The organism is Seohaeicola zhoushanensis (genome assembly GCF_014656415.1).
In the GTDB taxonomy this organism is placed as follows: Bacteria; Pseudomonadota; Alphaproteobacteria; order Rhodobacterales; family Rhodobacteraceae; genus Seohaeicola_A; species Seohaeicola_A zhoushanensis.
In genome coordinates, this window is sequence record NZ_BNCJ01000002.1 from 180101 (window position 1) to 198045 (window position 17945).

A 17945-nucleotide genomic window follows, 5' to 3' on the forward strand; every position below is an offset into this window, starting at 1 on the left:
GCGCCCCCGAGGCAAGGCCGGATGCGGGCGTGGACCTCAGAACGGGTCGCGCGGCCCGCGGTCGGCCGAAAGCGACTCCTGCCGCGCCAGCACCAGCTCCTCGATGGCGTCGGCCAGGTGCTCGGTCTCGATGTTCTTGTCGCCGCGCGCCACGCGGATGCGGTGGGCGCGGATCATCACATCGGCATGGGTGCAGCCCGCCGGCGGTTCGAAGCGGTAGCAGGCCAGTTCGATCAGCAGCCCCAGCGGATCCTTGAAATAGATCGAATCCATGAAGCCGCGGTCCTTCGGACCCGAGTGGCCGATACTGCGCTCGTCGAGCCGTTTCACCGCCTGGTCGAAGGTGGCCTTGGAGACCGCGAAGGCGAGGTGATGCACGCAGCCCGGCTCGGTCGGGGTGCGGCGGCGGTCGGGCTTGCGCTCCTCGTTGGTGAAGATGGTGATGAGCCGCCCGTCGCCGGGATCGAAGTAGAGATGGCCTTCGGCGGCATTGTCGAGGTTGGGCTGCTCGAAGACGAAGGGCATCCCCAGGACGCCCTCCCAGAAGTCGATCGAGGTCTGCCGGTCGGCGCCGGTCAGCGTGATGTGATGCACGCCCTGTGTCTGGAGTTTGCGCATGTCGTCCTCCCTGGCTGTGGCGCGATGATGCGCGAAAGCAGCCTCCGGGGAAACCGGCATCCGCGCACAGGGGGTCTGCGCAGGCAAAAGGGCCGCCCGGAGGCGGCCCTTCGCAATTCTCGGGCGGTGATCAGGTCCAGGCCAGGCGGGACGGCATGATCACGAAGCCGATGTGGTGGGCGCCGCCCTCCAGGTTCGACTTGGTGTGGTTGTAGAGCGAGCGCCAGTAGGGCTGGATGGTGACCCCATCCTCCTGCAGGATCTTCTCGCCCTTGGCCACGATCTCGCGCCGCTTCTCGACGTCGGCCGTGGCCAGCGCCTGTTCCAGCAGCTTGTCGAACTCGGGGTTGGCATAGCCGAACTCGTTCCAGGCCTCGCCCGATTTGTAGGCCAGCGCCCAGATCTGCACGCCCAGCGGGCGGGCGTTCCAGTTGGTCGAGCTGAACGGATACTTGGTCCAGTCGTTCCAGAAGGTCGAACCGGGCAGAACCGTCCGCTTCACCTTGAAGCCGGCGTCGCGCAGCTGCGCGGCCACGGCGTCGGTGGTGTCCTTGCGGTAGGCGTCGTCGATCGAGACGATGTCCATCTCGAAGTCTTCCATGCCCGCTTCCTTGAGCAGTTCCAGCGCCTTGGCCGGGTCGTGCGGCAGCGGGTCGAGCTTGGCGTATTCCGGGTGCATCGGGCCGACGTGGTGGTTCTCGGCGACCTGGCCGCGCCCGCCGTAGCCGAGCTCGAGCAGGACGTTGTTGTCCACCGCCAGCATGATCGCCTGGCGCACCTTGGGGTCGGCATAGGGCTTCTTGCCGTCGACCTCGGCCAGCTGGTTGGGACGGATCACCACCGTGGCGGCGGTCACGATCTCGTGCTGGGTCCAGCCGTCGAGCGCGCCCATGATGTCGATGTAATCGCCATCGACCGAGTAGAGCATGTCGACCTCGTCGGCCTCGGCCGCGGCCACCCAGGCCGAGGGGTCGGTTCCGTAGTCGATGAACTCGACGCGGTCGGCCCAGGCGCCGTTGCCCTTGTTCCACCACTCGTGGTTCTCGTTCTTCACCAGCACGCCCTTCACGCCCACTTCCAGGCTCTCGGGCAGGTAGGGGCCGGTGCCGACCGGCTTGTCGAGCATGGTGGCGGCATCGAAGCCCGCCGGGACGATGGCGGCCGGATAGTCGGCCATGCCGGCGATCAGGGTAATGTCGGGGCGCGGCAGGTGCAGCTTGACGGTGTGGCTGTCGACCACCTCGACGCCGCCCTCGCGGGCCTTGCCGGTGGCCTCGTCGATCAGCACGGCAAAGCGGCCGGCCATCGAGTTGCCTTCCATGCCCTTCTCGCACCAGCCGGTGATGTTGCGGGCCACGTCCTCGGCGGTGAAGTCGCTGCCGTCGTTCCACTTGACGCCCTTGCGGACCATCAGCGTGTATTCGGTGGCGTCGTCGTTGATCTCCCAGCTTTCCAGCAGCATGGGCGAGAAGGTGCCGTCATTCTCCCAGAACACGAGGTATTCCAGCCAGCCGTTGCTGAAGTTGGCGATCTGGCTCCAGTCGTAGGTGCGCGGGTCCTTGAGGCCGCGCACTTCCATCTGGATGCGCACGACGCCGCCCATCTTGGCATGGGCTGCGGCCTTGGCCGGTGCGGCCATGCCGATCATCGAGTAGGCGGTCGCCGCGGTGGCGCCGAAGGCGCTGGCGAGCGCCAGGAATTCCCGCCGGTTGACCGGATCGTTGCCAACCTTGCCGGCCGAGTCGACGATCGACTGGGGCAGGGGTTTTCCGGTGCGCGTGGTATAGGTCATGGTCTTCCTCTCTGTTGAGTCATGTTGCCGCGGTTTTCGCACCGCTTTTCTGACCGGGTATCGGTAACATTTTTGCAGCTCCCGGAGTCCGGGCCGCCGATCCTGTCCTTGTCTCCCTCCCGACCCTTCCGCGCGGCGTGGGCCACGTTCCCCGAAGTCGGTCTACCGGGGCATGGTAGGCCCCGGGTGAGTTGAGATGCAATACGCAGCGGGGGAAAGAGACTATGACATCTCCGACATTTCATGCGCTTTTCAAGACATCGCGGGCGTCGGAGGGAACAGCCGGGACACAAATCGGGTGAACCACGCGTCCTGCGCGGCGTCGTGGCGGTGCATCAGCGCAGTCTGTTCCCCGCGGCTTTGCGCGCCGGGCTTGCCGTAGAGATCGGAGTCGTTCTGCCAGCGAGTGAATCCAGCCTTGGTCTGCTCAGCGTGGAATTGCAAGCCGTAGGTGCGCGGCCCCATCCGGAAGGCCTGGTTGGGGAACAGCGCGCTCGACGCCAGCGATTCGGCACCGGCGGGCACGTCGAAGGTATGGAAATGCGCCTGCGCCATGTGCAGCGGTGCGGGCAGGAAGTCGCGGCCCGCCTCGGTCGGGGAGATCTCGTAGTAACCGAACTCGTGCCAGCCCGCCTCGGGCGGGCCGACCCAGGCGCCCGCATGATGCGCGATCATCTGCGCGCCCTGGCAGATGCCAAGCAGGGGAACGTCGGCGGCCAGCGCTTCCCGGATGAGCCGGTATTCCTCGCGCAGAAAGGGGTGTTGGGCAGTGTCATAAGCGTTGTAGGGCCCGCCGTAGATCACCACGCCCGCGACATCGCCGCCGACCTCGCCGGCCGGATCGCCCGCGAAGGGATAGCGGCTGTCTCCTTCGTAGCCATTGGCGGCGAGTGTCGTCGCAACCCGGTCGTCCTCGGGGCCATGACGGTGACGGATCAGCAGAACGCGGCGGGGCATGAGAGATCTCCGGTAAAGGTGCCTCGACCCTTCCAGAAGCGTTGCGCGGCTTCAAGGGTGCGATACCTCCGGCGGCGCGATCCGGGCAGGCCGCCCTCAGTGAGTATCTGCAACAGAAAGAAGCCGGGACCTGCGCCCCTGATTTCTTCTCTTCTCAAATACTCACGGGGGGTGCGGGGGGCGGAGCCCCCCGCCCTGGCGACGCGCGCAGCGCGGCGCAATCCCTCAGCGCGAAAGCCCGCCATGCAGGGTAGGCACGTCGAGGCTCGCAAAGCCGTAATGCCGCAGCCAGCGCAGGTCGCTGTCGAAGAAGGCGCGCAGGTCGGGGATGCCGTATTTCAGCATGGCGATGCGGTCGATGCCCATGCCGAAGGCGAAGCCCTGCCATTCGTTCGGGTCGATCCCGCCGGCCTGCAGCACCTTGGGGTGCACCATGCCCGAGCCGAGCACTTCGAGCCAGCCGTCGCCCTCGCCGACCTTCAGCTGCCCGTCGACCCAGGAGCACTGGATATCCACCTCGGCCGAAGGCTCGGTGAAGGGGAAGTGCGAGGCGCGGAAGCGGGTCTTGATGTCGTCGACCTCGAAGAAGGCCGAGAAGAATTCCTCCAGCACCCACTTGAGGTTGGCCATCGAGATATCGCGGTCGATGGCGAGGCCCTCGACCTGGTGGAACATCGGCGTATGGGTCTGGTCGTAGTCGGCGCGATAGACGCCGCCCGGGCAGATGATGCGCAGCGGCGCGCCCTGGGCCTCCATGGTGCGAATCTGCACCGGCGAGGTATGGGTGCGCAGCACGTGCGGCGGGCGGTTGTCGCCGGGCGCGCGGTGCATGTAGAAGGTGTCCATCTCGGCCCGCGCGGGGTGGTGGCCGGGGATGTTCAGCGCGTCGAAGTTGTACCAGTCGGTCTCGACCCGCGGCCCCTGCGCGACGGCAAAGCCCATCTCGCCGAAAATGGTGGTCAGTTCCTCGGTCACCTGGCTCACCGGGTGCACGGTGCCCATGCGCCGGTCGCGCGCGGGCAGGGTGACGTCGAGCCATTCGGCGCGCAGCCTCTCGTCGAGCGCGGCATCGCCAAGCGCGGCCTTGCGGGCGGCCAGCGCCGAGGTGATCTCGTCCTTGAGCGCGTTCAGCGCCGGGCCTGCGGTCTTGCGTTCCTCGGGGCTCATCCCGCCCAGTTCGCGCATCTTGAGCGCGATCTCGCCCTTCTTGCCGAGCGCGGAGACGCGCACGCCTTCCAGCGCGTCCTCGTCCGCCGCGCCTGCGATGGCGTCGAGATATCTGGTTCTCAGATCGTCCATGACGGTCTCCGGTTCAAAGTCCACGCTCTGCTAGCCGCCGCACCGCGCAAATGCAATGCGCTATTCGGGCGAAGGGCGGCTGGATGGCACGCCACGTCGCCAATGGACGCGCCCCGCCGCTGCCGATAGCGTGACCGGCGAGAGAGGGAGGAACGACGTGCAGGAACTACAATCGGTGCTGGACCGGGCCGTGGCCGGGGGCCAGGTCCCCTTCGTCGTGGCGATGACCGCAACGGCAGAGGGTGTCGCCTTCAGCGGCGCGGCGGGCGAGGCGGCGCCGGGGCAGGCGGCGGCAGAGAACACGGGCTTTCGCATCTTCTCGATGTCCAAGGCGATCGGCTCGCTGGCGGCGATGATCCTGATCGACCGGGGGCAACTGAGCCTCGACACGCCGGTGGCCGAGGTGCTGCCGCGCTGGAACGACTTGCAGGTGCTCGACGGTTGGGACGGCGACCAGCCCCGGATGCGCGCGCCCCGCACGGTGGCGACGGTGCGTCACCTGATGACCCATACCGCCGGGCTGGAATACGACACCTGGAGCCCCGAAACCCGGGCCTGGATGAAGGCGACCGGCCATCCGCTGGCGATCACCGGCACGCGGGCGGCGATGATGTATGCGCTGACCTCGGACCCCGGCACGCGCTGGGGCTATGGCCTGGCGACCGACTGGCTGGGGCAGGTGGCCGAGGCGGTGGACGGGCGGCGCATCGACGCCTTCTGCCGCGACGAGATCTTCGCGCCGCTGGGCATGGGCGACACCATGTTCGAACCGGAACCGCTGGCCGACCGCCTGGCTGTGGTGTCGCGGCGCACCCCTGAGGGAGGCTTTGCGCCCATGCGGATCGGGCCGCCGTCCAACCCCGAGGTCTATGGCATGGGCCATGCGCTCTATTCCACCGCGCCCGACTACCTGCGCTTCCTGCGCATGGTGCTGAACGGCGGCGCGCTCGACGGGCAGCGGGTGCTCTCGCCCAAGGCGCTGCGCACGATGTGCGCCGACCAGATGGGCGGTTTGACGGTGCCGCCGATGATCTCGGTCGACCGCCGGCTGAGCGGCGATGTCGACCTCGCGCCGGGGCAGCGGGTGACCCACAGCGCGGTCTTCATGCGCTTCGAGGAAGACCTGCCTGACAAGCGCCGCGCAGGGTCGCTCGGCTGGGCCGGGATCTGCAACACGCATTACTGGATCGACCCGGCCAGTGGGCTGGCCGCGGTGCTGATGACCCAGTCGCTGCCCTTCCTCGAACCGGGGATGCTGCAGCTTTACGACGATTTCGAGCGGGCGGTCTATGCCGGGGCCTGAGCGGTGAGCGGCGAGCTGAAACGCCCCTGGCTGGTGCTCTTCGGGCTGGCGCTGGGCGTCACCGTCACCAACGGCTTTGCCCGCTTCGCCTATGGGCTGATCCTGCCCGCGATGAAGGCAGAGCTGGGCTGGACCTATGCCCAGGCCGGCTGGCTCAACACGGTGAACGCGCTGGGCTATCTCGGCGGCGCGGTGCTGACCATGGTGCTGATCGGGCGGATCGGCCCCTCGCGGCTGTTCAGCTTCGGGCTGGTCACCACGGCGGTGGCGCTTTTCGCCACCGGCCAGGACGAGGCGATGTGGTGGCAGACCCTGTGGCGCATCCTGGCCGGGCTGTTCGGGGCGATGTCCTTCTCGACCGCCGGGGCGCTGACGGCGCAGCTGTTCCAGACCGAGCCGCGCAAGAACGCGCTGGCCATCGCGCTGCTCTTCGGCTTTGGCGGCGGCGCGGGGATCGTGCTGGCCGGCGCGGTGCTGCCGCTGATGATCGGCGCCTGGGGCAACGGCTCGTGGCCCTGGGCCTGGACGCTGATCGGGCTGGCCTGCTTCGCCATGCTGCCGCTGAGCCTCTGGGCAGCCCGCGCAGTGCATGTCCCGCCCCCGAAGGAGCACCGCGCCGCCCCGCTGCCGCTGCGCGGGATGCTGGGCGAGATGGCGGGCTATGCCGGCTTCGGGCTGGGCTACATCGTCTATTTCACCTTCCTCTCGGCCTGGATGACCGAGCAGGGCGCCGGCCCGCCGCTGATCGCCTCTGTCTGGGTGATGCTGGGCATCTGCCTCTGCGTCTCGCCCTTCGTCTGGCGGCCGGTGTTCGCGCGCTTCGCCTCCGGCATGCCGCTGGCGATGGTGCTGACCGGGATCGCCATCGGCTCGGTGCTACCCGTGATCCTGCCGAACGCGCTGGGGCTGGTGCTCTCGGCGGCGATCTTCGGGCTCTCGGTCTTCATGTCGCCCGGCGCGGTGACCAACTTCGTGCGGCGCAACCTCGACCCGGCGGCCTGGGGGCGGGCGATCAGCCTCTACACGGTGATCTTCGCGGTGGCGCAGACCGTCGGCCCCTATGCCGCCGGATGGCTGGGCGACCTCGCCGGCGGCATCGGCGTTAGCCTCGTCGCCGCCGCCGTGATCCTGATGGCCGGGGCGGTCTGCGCGCTGTTGCAGCGGCCGCTCAGCCAGCCAGCTTGACCAGCGTCCAGACGCCCATCGCGATCATGGCAAGGTTTTCGCTGAGCGAGACAAAGCCCAGCGGCACCTTGCTGTCGCCCCCGACGCAGGCGCATTTCAACTCGCGCCCGTCGAGGTAGACCGCCTTGAACACCGAAACCGCCCCGACCAGCCCGATGACCAGCGCCACCGGCCCCGAAAGCCAGGGCAGCAGGCCGCCCACCATCAGCAGCCCGGCCAGCGCTTCGAGGTAGGGATAGGCATAGCCATAGGGCACCCAGGCCCGCGCCAGCAGGTCGTAGTTCAGCACCATGGTCGAGAACTTTTCGACGTCCTGCAGCTTCTGCAGCGCCAGCAGGACCATCGCCAGCGCCACGAACCACTCGATGCCGCGCAGCAGATCCGCCCCGGTGAGCCAGACCAGCAGCCCCGCCAGCAGTGCGGCAATGGCGAAGATCGCGATCACCGGGCGATAGCTGGTGTCGCTGTCGTCCTTCAGTCCGAAGCGCTCGCGCAGGTCGTCGTAGCCGCCGACGCGGACCCCGGCGATCCAGGTCTGCGGCGTGGTCTCGACGCCATGCTTATGTTTGAAGGCCTCGGTCTCCTCGCGACTGGTCAGCAAGTGATCCTCGACCTCAAAGCCCTGCTTCTCCAGCAGGTAGCGGCTCTTCTGACCGTAGGGGCAGAGGTGGTCGGGCGTCGCCATGCGGTAGAGCACGGCGCGCGGGCGTTCGGTGACGGCTTCGGTGGCGGCGGCGGTCATTGGCTCACCTGCGCACTCCGGGCGCCGCCGTCGTCGAGGTCGGCGATCAGCGCCTTCATCTCGGCGATCTCGCGCTTCTGGGCCTCGATGATCCCTTGGGCCAGTTCGCGCACCCGCGGGTCCGACAGATGCGCGCGTTCCGATGTCAGGATGGCAATCGAATGGTGCGGGATCATCGCCCGCATCCACGAGACATCCTCGACCGTCTCCTGCGATCGCACGAGGAAGAGCGAGACCGCGAAGACCACGACCGCGCCCGCGACGATGGCGAGATTTGCCGCGCGGTTGCGATACATGCCGAGCATGAAGGTCAGCATCACCACCGCCATGACCGAACCCATCAGCAGCGCCATGTAGAGGCGTGTCTCGCTGAAGTAGACATGCCCGAGCACGTAGGAATTGAGATAGGTCAGGCAGAACATCACCCCGGTCGAGGTGGCGATCATCAGCAGGAAGCGCGGATAGCTGGACATGGTTTCCCCTTCCGTTGGATGGAAGGGAAACGCGGGGCGCGGGTCGGTTGTTCCGCCAAAACGAAAAGGGCCGCCCCGGCGGGACGGCCCTTCAATTCTCGCGGCGGTGCCGATCAGGCGCTCAGAGCGGCCTGGGCCTGGGCGACGATCGCGCCGAAGGCTTCGGGCTCGTGCACGGCCAGGTCGGCCAGCACCTTGCGGTCCACTTCGATGCCGGCCAGCGAAAGGCCGTTGATGAAGCGGGAATAGGTCAGGGCTTCGTCATGCATCCGCACAGCGGCGTTGATCCGCTGGATCCAGAGCGCGCGGAAGTTCCGCTTGCGGACCTTGCGGTCGCGGGTTGCATACTGGTTCGCCTTGTCGACGGCCTGCGTTGCCGTGCGGAAGTTGCTCTTGCGGGCGCCGAAGTAACCTTTGGCGGCCTTCAAGACCTTCTTGTGACGGGCGTGCGTGGTGGTTCCACCTTTGACTCGGGACATCTCTCGGGCCTCCTATCAGCGGTCGTAGGGCATGTAGCCCTTGACGATCTTGGCGTCGGGGGCGGAAAGGGTGGTGGTGCCGCGGGCATCGCGGATGAACTTCTTGGTCCGCTTGATCATGCCATGGCGCTTGCCGGCCTGGGCGGTGATCACCTTGCCCGTGGCGGACATCTTGAAGCGCTTCTTGGCGCTCGACTTGGTCTTCATCTTGGGCATTTCCGTCTCCTGTTCTTCAAGTACGGTCAAAGCGCGACTCGGCATGCCACATAGGCCGGCCGCGCGGTCAGAGGCGCCGTTTACGCAAGCATCGGACAGGTTGCAAGGGGTTTGTGCCGGGAAAATCAGCGGATCAGGCCGCCGATCACTGAATAGAAGGCCTCGGGGATATCGCCGAGGCGGTAGCCGCCGGGCTTGGTGCGCTCGGCATAGATGATCATCCCCGCCGCGATCACGATCGTGATCATCGCCCCGCGCGGCGGGCGGCGGTCGACCCATGCCGAGACCATCGCCGGAATCGCCAGCGCGGCAAGCACGAGGCCGATGGAGAGGATCTGGTCGTGGGTCATGCCAGCTCTCGTTGCGCTCCGTCAGCCCGGATCGGTGTTGAAGATCAGCTTCTCGTCGCAGGGGGCGACGCGCAGGATGTTGGTGGTGCCCGCCATGTTGAAGGGCACGCCGGCGATCACGATGATCTGGTCCCTCTCGGTGGCGAAACCGCCGGCGCGCGCGGCGCGGGCGGCGCTGACCACCGCCATCTTGAAGCGGTGCAGCTCCTCGGTCATCACGCAGTTGCAGCCCCAGGACAGCGCCAGACGGCGCGCGGTGCGGCGCACCGAGGTCATCGCGATGATCGGCAGGCCGGGACGTTCGCGCGCGGTGAGCAGCGCGGTGGTGCCCGACTGGGTAAAACAGCAGATCGCCTTGATGTCGGTGGTCTCGGCGATCTCGCGCGCCGCCGCCACGATGCCGTCGGCCACGGTCGACGCGCGGCCGCCACGCGAGGCGGCGATGATCTGCTGGTAGGTCGGGTCGGCCTCGACCTCGGTGGCGACGCGGTCCATGGTCTGCACCGCCTCGACCGGATATTTGCCCGCCGCGCTCTCGGCCGAGAGCATGATCGCGTCGGTCCCCTCATAGATCGCGGTGGCGACGTCCGAGACCTCGGCGCGGGTCGGCATCGGGCTTTCGATCATCGATTCGAGCATCTGGGTGGCCACGATCACCGGCTTGGCGGCGGCGCGGCACCTGCGCACCAGCCGCTTCTGGATCGGCGGCACCGCCTGCACCGGCAGTTCGACCCCGAGGTCGCCGCGCGCCACCATGATGCCGTCCGAAGCATCGAGGATGGCGTCGAAATTCTCGACCGCCGAGGGTTTCTCGATCTTCGAGAGCACCGCAGCCCGGCCCCTGGCCAGGGCGCGCGCCTCGTCCACGTCGGCGGCGCGCTGCACGAAGGAGAGCGCCAGCCAGTCGACGCCCAGCTCGCAGGCGAACTCAAGGTCTTCGCGGTCCTTCTCCGACAGCGCCGCCAGCGGCAGCACCACGTCGGGCACGTTCACGCCCTTGCGGTTCGAGATGGTGCCGCCGGTCGTCACCGTGCAGGCGGCGAAATCGGGGCCGCAGCTGTCGACCCGCAGGCGGATCTTGCCGTCGTTCACGAAGAGCCGCTTGCCCGGTTGGAGCGCGGCGAAGATCTCGGGGTGGGGGAGGCAGACGCGGCTGGCATCGCCCGGCGTCTCGTCGAGGTCGAGCCGGAAGGCGGCGCCCTCGGTCAGCTCCTCGCTGCCCTTGGCGAATGCGCCGACGCGCAGCTTGGGGCCCTGCAGGTCGGCCAGGATGGCGATCGGGCTGTTCAGATCGGCCTCGACCTTGCGGATATGCGCGTGCTTCACGCGGATTTCCTCGTGGGTGCCGTGGCTCATGTTCAGGCGGAACACGTCCGCCCCCGCCTCGTGCAGCTTGCGGATCATCTCGTAGCTGTCCGACGCCGGGCCGAGGGTGGCGACGATCTTGACGTTTCTGCCGCGTCTCATGCCGCAACTCCTTCCTGCGTTACCGCAAACATGTCGTCGCCGGTTATGACGCGATTCCCATTTGCGGGCAACTGGCCTAAAGAAGGGTGAAGCTTGAGACAGGCATATGACATACACCCCGTTTTTCACCTACGGCGAGGATCGGCCCGGCCGCTGGCTCGTCACCTGCGACCATGCCGCCAACACGGTGCCGCCCGCGATCAACGGCGGCGACCTGGGCCTGCCGCGCGAGGACATGGAGCGCCACATCGCCTATGACGTCGGCGCGCTGGGCGTGTCGCGCCACCTGGGCGAGATCCTGAACGCGCCGGTGATCGCCTCGAACTTCTCGCGGCTGGTGATCGACCCGAACCGGGGCGAGGACGACCCGACGCTGCTGATGAAGCTCTACGACGGCTCGGTGATCCCGGCCAACCGCCACGCCGACGCCGCCGAGCGCGAGCGGCGGATGGAGATGTGCCACCGCCCCTACCACCGCGAGCTGGCGCGGCTGATGGCACGGCCCGGTGCGGTGCTGCTCTCGATCCACAGCTTCACCCGCCAGCTGCGCGGGCGCGAGCCGCGGCCCTGGCAGGTCGGCGTGCTCTATGCCGGCGACGACCGGCTGGCGCGGCCGCTGCTCGACCTGCTTCATGCCGAACCCGACCTTTGCACCGGCGACAACGAGCCCTATTCCGGCCACCTGCCGGGCGATGCGGTCGACCGTCACGCGATCCTTCCGGGCCGTCCCAACGTGCTGATCGAGGTCAGGAACGACCTGATCGCCGACAATGCCGGGCAACGCGCCTGGGCCGAGCGCCTGGCGCCGATCCTGGAACGCGCGCTGGCGCTTTCGGGCCTCTGAGCCAGGGTGACAAGGCCGGGGCGCGCGCCTACATCGAAGACAAGCCAACGGAGGAACCCATGGACCGCCAGACCCAGATCGAACTCGAAGCCGCCGCCTTCCGCCGCCTGCGCCAGCACCTGATGGAAGACCGCACCGACGTGCAGAACATCGACCTGATGAACCTCGCCGGTTTCTGCCGCAATTGCCTCGCCCGCTGGTACCAGGAGGCCGCCAACGAGAAGGGGATCGAGATGGGCAAGGAAGAGGCCCGCGAGATCTATTACGGCATGACCATGGACGAGTGGAAGGCGAAGCACCAGACCGAGGCCGGCGCCGACAAGCAGGCCGCCTTCAAGGTCGCATTCGAGCAGAACGTCGGCTCGAAGGGCTGAGACCTGCGGCGCGGGGGCCTTCCCGCGCAATTGCAGGTTTATTCACGACTTCTTCATCTCTATCATCGCAGGAAAAGCAGCACCCACAGGCGCCTGAACCCCCGACATGGCCGAGATCGCGTATATCCTCCTGTGCCACAAGGACCCGCAGGCGGTGATCCAGCAGGCGCGGCGGCTGACCGTGGCCGGCGACAACATGGCGATCCACTTCGACGCCAGCGCCCCCGCCGAGCAGTACGAGCGCATCAGGGCCGAACTCGACGGGCTGCCCAATGTCACCTTCGCGAAGAAGCGCGTGAAATGCGGCTGGGGCGAGTGGTCGCTGGTGCAGGCCACGCTGAACGCGCTGGAAAGCGCCATCGAGGCCTTCCCGCGCGCGACGCATTTCTACATGCTCTCGGGCGACTGCATGGCGATCAAGACAGCCGAATACGCCCACCAGTTCCTCGACGCCCGCGATGTCGACTTCATCGAAAGCTTCGATTTCTTCGACAGCGACTGGATCAAGACCGGGATGAAGGAAGACCGGCTGATCTATCGCCACTACTTCAACGAACGCACCCAGAAGCGCCGCTTCTACGCCGCCTTCAACCTGCAACGCCGCCTGGGTCTGAAACGGGCGATCCCCGCCGATATCCAGGTGCAGATCGGCAGCCAGTGGTGGTGTCTGCGCCGCCGCACGGTCGAGGCGATCCTTGCGATGGTGGCCAAGCGGCGCGACGTCATGCGCTTCTTCCGCACCACCTGGATCCCGGACGAGACCTTCTTCCAGTCCCTGGTGCGCCACCTCGTCCCGGATACCGAGATCGAGAGCCGCACGCTGACCTTCCTGCTGTTCTCGGACTACGGCCTGCCGGTCACCTTCTACAACGACCATTACGACCTGCTGCTGGCGCAGGATTACCTCTTCGCCCGCAAGATCAGCCCCGAGGCGACCGACCTCAAGGCGCGGCTGGGCCGGCTCTATGCCGCGCGCGACGTCTCCTTCCAGATCTCGAACGAGGGGCGCAGCCTCTATGCCTTCCTCACCGGACGCGGCCGGATCGGGCGGCGCTTCGGGATGCGCTTCTGGGAGACCGAGAGCAGCCTCGGGCGCGAGCGCGAGCTGATGATCGTGGTCTGCAAGAAATGGCACGTGGCCAAGCGCCTGCTGGAGCGGATCCGGCAGGTGACGAATGTGCCTGCGGTCGATTACCTGTTCAACGAGGAGAACACCGCGCTGCCCGATCTCGGCGGTATCCAGTCGACGCTGGAAAAGCGCACCCGCCACCGCCGGTCGCTGATGCGGATGCTCTTCGACTATTACGAGACCGACCGGCTGATCGTCTGCATGGACCCGGGCAACCTCGACCTGATGGAGGATTTCTTCGCCGACCGCTCGACCACCCGGCTGCTCGAGATCGAATGCCAGTTCAGCGACGACTATCTGGCCGGCCACGCCCGCCGGGTCGGGCTGGCGGGCGAACAGACCAGTGCCGCGACGCTGGCCCGGCTGCTGCCGACCATCCGCAACGACATGATCTACGAGACCGACCGCATCCGCGACGCCGGTTTCCCGCGCCATGGCCGCCTGCGCGAGAACGCGACGGTCGAGGAAAATGCCGGCAGACTGGCCGAGTTCCTGACGATCGCACCCGAGAAGGCCCTGCAGATCGTGCGGCCCGATCATCTCTTCGCCGACTGAGGCGCCCAAGAAAAAGCGCCTGCTCTCGGGGGAAGAGCAGGCGCGAGGTCCGGGCGGGACTTCCCGGATGGGACAGGTAAGCGATCCGGCGTAATGGCCGGGTCATGCAGTCAACGTCGCATCCGGAATTCGGTTCCCGCGAGGTGCGGATTTATCGTTTCTTGCTGCGCCAGGTGTCGAGCCAGCGGCTCAGCCGCCCGCGCCGCTCGGCCACGCGGTCCTCGACCGCGTCCCAGCGTTCCTCGACCTCTTCCAGCGCCGGGTCGATCGTGCGCTCGCGGAATTGCAGCCAGACCGCCCGCAGGAACAGGAAGGCCACCAGCAGGAAGACGAAGAAGAAGATGTTGAACCATGGGATCACGGTCACGTCGGGCCCGGCCACCGGCTTGATGGAGATCGCGTTGGGAAAGACCGTCAGCCATTCGTTGCGCCAGCCATAGAAGGTGACGACCGCCCACTTGGGCGCATCCGCCGTAGACTTCAGGTCTTCGGCCTGGGTCAGCAGGTTGGCGGTGTCGAACTTGAAATAGGGCGGCCAGGACCAGCCGGTATCCTCGTTGCGGAAGACGCGGGGCTTGCCGTTGGGCAGGACGGTCTGGATGAACTGCACATCGCGGTTGATGAGCCCGGCCGACAGATCATCGGGCTTGGACCAGAAGATCCGCGTCCAGTCGCCCAGCTCCTGGCGTTCCTGGTAGGTGTTGACCACCCGCACGATATCGTGCCGCGGCAGCGTGTAATGCAGGAAGCCGCCGACGATCAGCACCACGATGGCGATCAGGGCCCATTTGATTTTGCGCATTCCAGCCTCAGTCGAAATTCACCAGATATTGCACCACCAGCAGAGCAATCAGCGGCACCACGTAGACCAGCCAGATCAGCTTCTTGCGGAAACCCCGGTGGTATTCGGTCATCCCGGTCTCGATATAGGCATCCCGCGCCTCGGGGTCACCCCCTTCCGGGTGTTCCGCCGCCCAGCGTTTTTCCAGCTTCTCGCGCCGGACCGAGCGGGAATAGACCGAGATCAGCAGATAGGCCGCCGTGCAGGCGATCAGGCCCAGGAACATCAGCCGGACAAAGCCCATGCGTTACCTCCTCACCGCGCCCCAGGGGCCGACCCTGCGGACGATCTCTTCCACCGGGGCAACGGGCGCCTCGCCCTTCATGTCCGGCTCGCGTCCGAAGAGTGCCGCGCGCGCGCCGGCCTTGTCCACCTGGTATTCCCGCGCGAGGAAATCGGCGACAAAGGCGCGCTTGGCCTCGGGCCAGGTGGCGTAGAGGCGGTAAAACAGCTCCTTGTGGCAGATGAAGAGCTGGCGAATGTCGAGCGGCGTGAGGTTCGCCAGCAACATGTTGACCAGGTCCTGCAGCGGCGTGTCGGCGGCCCGCAGCGAGTAGAAATAGGCCGGGTCGTCCGAGGTGATACGCGGCCATGCGCCGCCCTCGGTCGCCCATTTGTAGAGCTCGCGCAGCCCGTGATACTCGCGCGGCAGCCGGTGCGCGTTCTGCCGCGCCAGACGGCGGATATCGGCGCGGGTCAGCCCGGTGAGGTCGAGGCCGAGGTCGGCGGCCGCGTCGATCACGATGAAATCCATCTTCTGCGCCAGGATCGCCGCCGCATCGATGCCGCGCGCCTTCACGATAGGCTCGACCAGGTCGTTGTAGTCGAAGAACTTCGCGATCTGGTTGCGGTCCTTCAGGTCGAAGACATACTTGATCGGCAGCGCCCCCAGCTCTTCCTTTGGCCCGCTTGAAATCACCGCCGGATGCGCCACCGACTGGAACAGGTAGAGCCCGCCGAAATGCGCGGTCCAGAAGTCGGGTTGCTCATAGTCCTGCCGTTTCAGCCGCACCGGGTTGCGGGTGATATCGCCCGATTTCTGCGCCAGCCCGATCATCTCGGCGATCAGCACGTCATCGAACCAGCCATCCTCCTCGGCCTTGAACCGCCCGACCAGCTCGGTCAGCTTCTCGGCATGGCGGATGGTGCCGCCGGTGGTGTCGCATTCGACACGGATCTTGGCGACCTCGAACAGCTTCCGCGGCTCGGAGATGTCGAAGACCGAATTGACCAGCTCGCCCGCCACCGCATCGGTCGCCGTCAGCGCGAAGAGCTGCGCCTCGTTGTCCGCGATGAACTGCTTGAGGATGGTGCGCGAGGTCGAGAACTTGACGTTCAGCAGCGGGCAGGACTTCTGCTCGGTCGACAGCAGGATGAACTGCCGGTTCACCCCGTTGTGGTTGAGATAGAGCAGGTCGTCGAATTCATCGCCGATCTCGGGCGAGTAGCCCGACAGGTCGATGTGGAAATCGCTGAGCTTGGTGCGCTTGCCGGTCAGATGCTCCAGCGCCCGGTTGTAGCGCTCCACCAGCGCGGGCGAGGCCACGCGGTAGAGATTGCCGAACATCAGGCCCTTTTCGATGAGACGTTTCATGACTGTCTGTCCTCGATCTGTCCCGCCCCGGTTCTGTCTGAACGCGACCGCAGGGGCCCGCGCCTCCCCTCCCCCTCGTGGGGAGGGGATGGGGGAGGGGGGCCGCCCCCGTCGAGCGCCTCGAGAACGGTCTGCATCACGCCGTCGATATTCCCTTGTATCTCCGTGTTCCAGAACCGAAGCACCCGGAACCCCTGTGCCACGAACCAGTCGTCGCGCGCCTTGTCCGCGGGCCCGCCATGCCCGCCGCCATCGGCCTCGATCGCCAGCCGCCGGCCAAGCTCGGCGAAATCGGCGATATAGGGGCCGACCGGAGCCTGCCGGCGGAAATGCGTGCCGAGCCGCCGGTTCAGGTCGCGCAACTCGCGCCAGAGCCGCTGCTCCTGTGGCGTCATCTCCGACCTGAGCCGACGCGCATGGGCTCGGGTCTGCCGAGCGATCCGGGTCATCGTGCCCGCCCTTTCGGCAGCGCCCCCCACCCCCATCCCCTCCCCACGAGGGGGAGGGGAGGCGCGACGCTTCCTCGTGTCGGACAGATGGCCGGGGCCTTCACCAGACGTTCTCCTTCCACCGCGAGGGGGTGTAGCTGACACTCAACACCAGAACCGGCCCCCAGACCAGACCCGCCCCCAGGCCCAGCTTCAGGAAATGCAGCACCGTCTCCGCCGGGGCGATCCCGGCAAGGTCGAGCAGGGCAGTGCTCCGGGCGAGGTAGCTGGCAAAGAAATAGCCCGCCGCGATTGCCGTCACCAGCAAGGCGCAGACGGCTGCGTTGAGCAGGACGCCGGCAAAGGTTTCGGGGAAGAGCCGCAGCAGCAGGTGGGGCAGAGCGGCGGCGAGGGCCATGAGGAGGAAGATGGGGAGGGCGATGGCGAGGATCATGGGAGTGTATCCGCTGTAGTCCCTTCGAAACGGCGCATGCGCCTCGCCTCCTCGCCTTCGCGGGGGCCGGCGGGCCCCCGCGCGCTGTGTCGAAATTCGCGCAATCGCTCCAACCGTCAGAACTTGCTGGAGGCGAAGGGCCGCAGGGTGTTCTCCACCGACTGCGCGTGTTTCTCGATATTCGTCGCGATCTGCGTCAGGCGTTGCAATACGGTCTGCGCCGAGGAGAGTTCGGACTGTGCCTTGCGCAGGGTGCTTTCCAGCTGGTTGACCCGGCTCAGCGTGTCCTTGTCGAGCTTCTGGCGCTCCTTGCCCCACTTCTCGATCTCGGTCATGCATTTGACCACGTCGTTCCAGGCCGGGCTGCGATAGAGCTTCTTCTTGCATTCCTCGGCCGAGTTGCGCAGCGCCTGCCCCGCCGGGGGCATCGACCTCCAGATCTGTTCCAGCTGCGCGTTCGCCTTGTTGATCGCGTCCTCGGTGTCATAGACCCTCTGCTGGAAGTCATCGGCCCTGACCAGCGAACTGGCCTCGAATTGCAGCTTCATCATCATCTCGATGATCAGGTGGATCTGATCCTTGGTCAGCACCGGGACGTGGATCACATCGCCGGGCTGCAGTTCGGTGTGGGATTTATAGCCTTTGTCCGTACGCAGCTTCCTGTTGGCATCCAGGCCGAAGACCCAGTCTGCGGCCTTGGCGGGGAAACCCTTCGATTTCAGCACCGAGACAACCGTTTCGCCTTTGCGGAGCTTGTGCGGCTGCGGCTGAAGGTAGGTGGGAACTGCCATGTTGAAATCCTTTCCGATAAAATATTGCTCATAAATTCACTCTGGAAGGGTGAG

21 protein-coding genes are annotated in these 17945 nt (G+C 66.6%); 5 read left to right on the top strand and 16 right to left on the bottom strand.

Annotated features, from left to right (window positions below; all coding sequences use genetic code 11):
* Positions 1–36 precede the first annotated feature (36 nt).
* From IE266_RS04870 to pheS, 4 genes are all read right to left on the bottom strand, one after another.
* A complete protein-coding gene (locus IE266_RS04870) occupies positions 37–618 on the bottom strand; it encodes a VOC family protein (protein ID WP_189678922.1) in 582 nt (193 codons plus the stop codon).
* Between the two features lie 130 nt (positions 619–748).
* Positions 749–2410, bottom strand: a complete 1662-nt coding sequence (locus IE266_RS04875; protein ID WP_189678923.1) for an ABC transporter substrate-binding protein — start codon at positions 2408–2410, stop codon at positions 749–751.
* A 252-nt stretch (positions 2411–2662) separates the two neighbouring features.
* The gene (locus tag IE266_RS04880; protein ID WP_189678924.1) at positions 2663–3367 is read right to left on the bottom strand and encodes a glutamine amidotransferase-related protein; all 705 of its coding nucleotides are present in this window, start codon (positions 3365–3367) and stop codon (positions 2663–2665) included.
* A gap of 225 nt (positions 3368–3592) precedes the next feature.
* Positions 3593–4666 (bottom strand): phenylalanine--tRNA ligase subunit alpha, encoded by a 1074-nt coding sequence (gene pheS, locus IE266_RS04885; protein ID WP_189678925.1) that lies wholly within the window; start codon positions 4664–4666, stop codon positions 3593–3595.
* A gap of 157 nt (positions 4667–4823) precedes the next feature.
* Here pheS and IE266_RS04890 point away from each other — a divergent pair, with 157 nt between their 5' ends.
* A complete protein-coding gene (locus IE266_RS04890) occupies positions 4824–5969 on the top strand; it encodes a serine hydrolase domain-containing protein (RefSeq protein WP_189678926.1) in 1146 nt (381 codons plus the stop codon).
* Between the two features lie 3 nt (positions 5970–5972).
* Positions 5973–7154, top strand: coding sequence for a YbfB/YjiJ family MFS transporter (locus IE266_RS04895; RefSeq protein WP_189678927.1), 1182 nt, complete (start codon positions 5973–5975; stop codon positions 7152–7154).
* Here IE266_RS04895 and IE266_RS04900 read toward each other — a convergent pair.
* The 6 genes from IE266_RS04900 to pyk form a co-directional block, all read right to left on the bottom strand.
* Positions 7138–7896 (bottom strand): MauE/DoxX family redox-associated membrane protein, encoded by a 759-nt coding sequence (locus IE266_RS04900; protein ID WP_229863899.1) that lies wholly within the window; start codon positions 7894–7896, stop codon positions 7138–7140. The genes IE266_RS04895 and IE266_RS04900 overlap by 17 nt on opposite strands.
* The gene (locus IE266_RS04905) at positions 7893–8369 is read right to left on the bottom strand and encodes a DUF305 domain-containing protein (protein WP_189678928.1); all 477 of its coding nucleotides are present in this window, start codon (positions 8367–8369) and stop codon (positions 7893–7895) included. The genes IE266_RS04900 and IE266_RS04905 overlap by 4 nt, the downstream gene beginning before the upstream one ends.
* Positions 8370–8482: 113 nt before the next feature.
* On the bottom strand, positions 8483–8848 hold the full coding sequence (rplT, locus tag IE266_RS04910; RefSeq protein WP_189678929.1) for a 50S ribosomal protein L20: 366 nt from the start codon (positions 8846–8848) through the stop codon (positions 8483–8485).
* Between the two features lie 15 nt (positions 8849–8863).
* The gene (gene rpmI / locus IE266_RS04915; RefSeq protein ID WP_189678930.1) at positions 8864–9064 is read right to left on the bottom strand and encodes a 50S ribosomal protein L35; all 201 of its coding nucleotides are present in this window, start codon (positions 9062–9064) and stop codon (positions 8864–8866) included.
* Positions 9065–9189: 125 nt separating this feature from the next.
* Positions 9190–9414, bottom strand: coding sequence for a hypothetical protein (locus IE266_RS04920; RefSeq protein ID WP_189678931.1), 225 nt, complete (start codon positions 9412–9414; stop codon positions 9190–9192).
* A gap of 21 nt (positions 9415–9435) precedes the next feature.
* Positions 9436–10881 carry a pyruvate kinase gene (gene pyk, locus IE266_RS04925; protein WP_189678932.1) on the bottom strand — a complete coding sequence of 482 codons (1446 nt, stop codon included), beginning with the start codon at positions 10879–10881 and terminating at the stop codon, positions 9436–9438.
* A gap of 106 nt (positions 10882–10987) precedes the next feature.
* On the opposite strand from pyk, the gene IE266_RS04930 reads away from it, so the two are divergent.
* The 3 genes from IE266_RS04930 (at position 10988) to IE266_RS04940 (ending at position 13783) form a co-directional block, all read left to right on the top strand.
* Positions 10988–11725, top strand: a complete 738-nt coding sequence (locus tag IE266_RS04930; protein WP_189678933.1) for an N-formylglutamate amidohydrolase — start codon at positions 10988–10990, stop codon at positions 11723–11725.
* Positions 11726–11784: 59 nt separating this feature from the next.
* On the top strand, positions 11785–12099 hold the full coding sequence (locus IE266_RS04935; RefSeq protein ID WP_189678934.1) for a DUF1244 domain-containing protein: 315 nt from the start codon (positions 11785–11787) through the stop codon (positions 12097–12099).
* Between the two features lie 106 nt (positions 12100–12205).
* Entirely contained in the window at positions 12206–13783 is a 1578-nt protein-coding gene (locus tag IE266_RS04940; protein WP_189678935.1) for a DUF5928 domain-containing protein, read from the top strand.
* A 151-nt stretch (positions 13784–13934) separates the two neighbouring features.
* Here the strand turns inward: IE266_RS04940 and IE266_RS04945 are convergent, their stop codons facing one another.
* From IE266_RS04945 to IE266_RS04970, 6 genes are all read right to left on the bottom strand, one after another.
* On the bottom strand, positions 13935–14585 hold the full coding sequence (locus IE266_RS04945) for a DUF1523 family protein (protein WP_189678936.1): 651 nt from the start codon (positions 14583–14585) through the stop codon (positions 13935–13937).
* A gap of 7 nt (positions 14586–14592) precedes the next feature.
* Positions 14593–14868 carry a hypothetical protein gene (locus IE266_RS04950; RefSeq protein ID WP_189678937.1) on the bottom strand — a complete coding sequence of 92 codons (276 nt, stop codon included), beginning with the start codon at positions 14866–14868 and terminating at the stop codon, positions 14593–14595.
* A gap of 3 nt (positions 14869–14871) precedes the next feature.
* On the bottom strand, positions 14872–16218 hold the full coding sequence (locus tag IE266_RS04955) for a DUF6638 family protein (RefSeq protein ID WP_189678938.1): 1347 nt from the start codon (positions 16216–16218) through the stop codon (positions 14872–14874).
* On the bottom strand, positions 16215–16667 hold the full coding sequence (locus tag IE266_RS04960) for an endonuclease domain-containing protein (protein ID WP_189678939.1): 453 nt from the start codon (positions 16665–16667) through the stop codon (positions 16215–16217). Before IE266_RS04960 ends, IE266_RS04955 begins: the two co-directional genes overlap by 4 nt.
* Before the next feature lie 100 nt (positions 16668–16767).
* Entirely contained in the window at positions 16768–17100 is a 333-nt protein-coding gene (locus IE266_RS04965) for a hypothetical protein (RefSeq protein ID WP_189678940.1), read from the bottom strand.
* A gap of 116 nt (positions 17101–17216) precedes the next feature.
* Positions 17217–17891, bottom strand: a complete 675-nt coding sequence (locus IE266_RS04970) for a hypothetical protein (protein WP_189678941.1) — start codon at positions 17889–17891, stop codon at positions 17217–17219.
* Between the last annotated feature and the right edge of the window lie 54 nt (positions 17892–17945).

Coding starts and splice junctions, on each gene's coding strand:
- IE266_RS04945 (WP_189678936.1), bottom strand. CDS start 14,585: ATGCGCAAAATCAAATGGGCCCTGATCGCCATCGTGGTGCTGATCGTC.
- rplT (WP_189678929.1), bottom strand. CDS start 8,848: ATGTCCCGAGTCAAAGGTGGAACCACCACGCACGCCCGTCACAAGAAG.
- IE266_RS04870 (WP_189678922.1), bottom strand. CDS start 618: ATGCGCAAACTCCAGACACAGGGCGTGCATCACATCACGCTGACCGGC.
- pyk (WP_189678932.1), bottom strand. CDS start 10,881: ATGAGACGCGGCAGAAACGTCAAGATCGTCGCCACCCTCGGCCCGGCG.
- IE266_RS04930 (WP_189678933.1), top strand. CDS start 10,988: ATGACATACACCCCGTTTTTCACCTACGGCGAGGATCGGCCCGGCCGC.
- IE266_RS04875 (WP_189678923.1), bottom strand. CDS start 2,410: ATGACCTATACCACGCGCACCGGAAAACCCCTGCCCCAGTCGATCGTC.
- IE266_RS04950 (WP_189678937.1), bottom strand. CDS start 14,868: ATGGGCTTTGTCCGGCTGATGTTCCTGGGCCTGATCGCCTGCACGGCG.
- IE266_RS04965 (WP_189678940.1), bottom strand. CDS start 17,100: ATGATCCTCGCCATCGCCCTCCCCATCTTCCTCCTCATGGCCCTCGCC.
- pheS (WP_189678925.1), bottom strand. CDS start 4,666: ATGGACGATCTGAGAACCAGATATCTCGACGCCATCGCAGGCGCGGCG.
- IE266_RS04880 (WP_189678924.1), bottom strand. CDS start 3,367: ATGCCCCGCCGCGTTCTGCTGATCCGTCACCGTCATGGCCCCGAGGAC.
- IE266_RS04900 (WP_229863899.1), bottom strand. CDS start 7,896: ATGACCGCCGCCGCCACCGAAGCCGTCACCGAACGCCCGCGCGCCGTG.
- IE266_RS04955 (WP_189678938.1), bottom strand. CDS start 16,218: ATGAAACGTCTCATCGAAAAGGGCCTGATGTTCGGCAATCTCTACCGC.
- IE266_RS04905 (WP_189678928.1), bottom strand. CDS start 8,369: ATGTCCAGCTATCCGCGCTTCCTGCTGATGATCGCCACCTCGACCGGG.
- IE266_RS04960 (WP_189678939.1), bottom strand. CDS start 16,667: ATGACCCGGATCGCTCGGCAGACCCGAGCCCATGCGCGTCGGCTCAGG.
- IE266_RS04940 (WP_189678935.1), top strand. CDS start 12,206: ATGGCCGAGATCGCGTATATCCTCCTGTGCCACAAGGACCCGCAGGCG.
- IE266_RS04970 (WP_189678941.1), bottom strand. CDS start 17,891: ATGGCAGTTCCCACCTACCTTCAGCCGCAGCCGCACAAGCTCCGCAAA.
- IE266_RS04920 (WP_189678931.1), bottom strand. CDS start 9,414: ATGACCCACGACCAGATCCTCTCCATCGGCCTCGTGCTTGCCGCGCTG.
- IE266_RS04935 (WP_189678934.1), top strand. CDS start 11,785: ATGGACCGCCAGACCCAGATCGAACTCGAAGCCGCCGCCTTCCGCCGC.
- rpmI (WP_189678930.1), bottom strand. CDS start 9,064: ATGCCCAAGATGAAGACCAAGTCGAGCGCCAAGAAGCGCTTCAAGATG.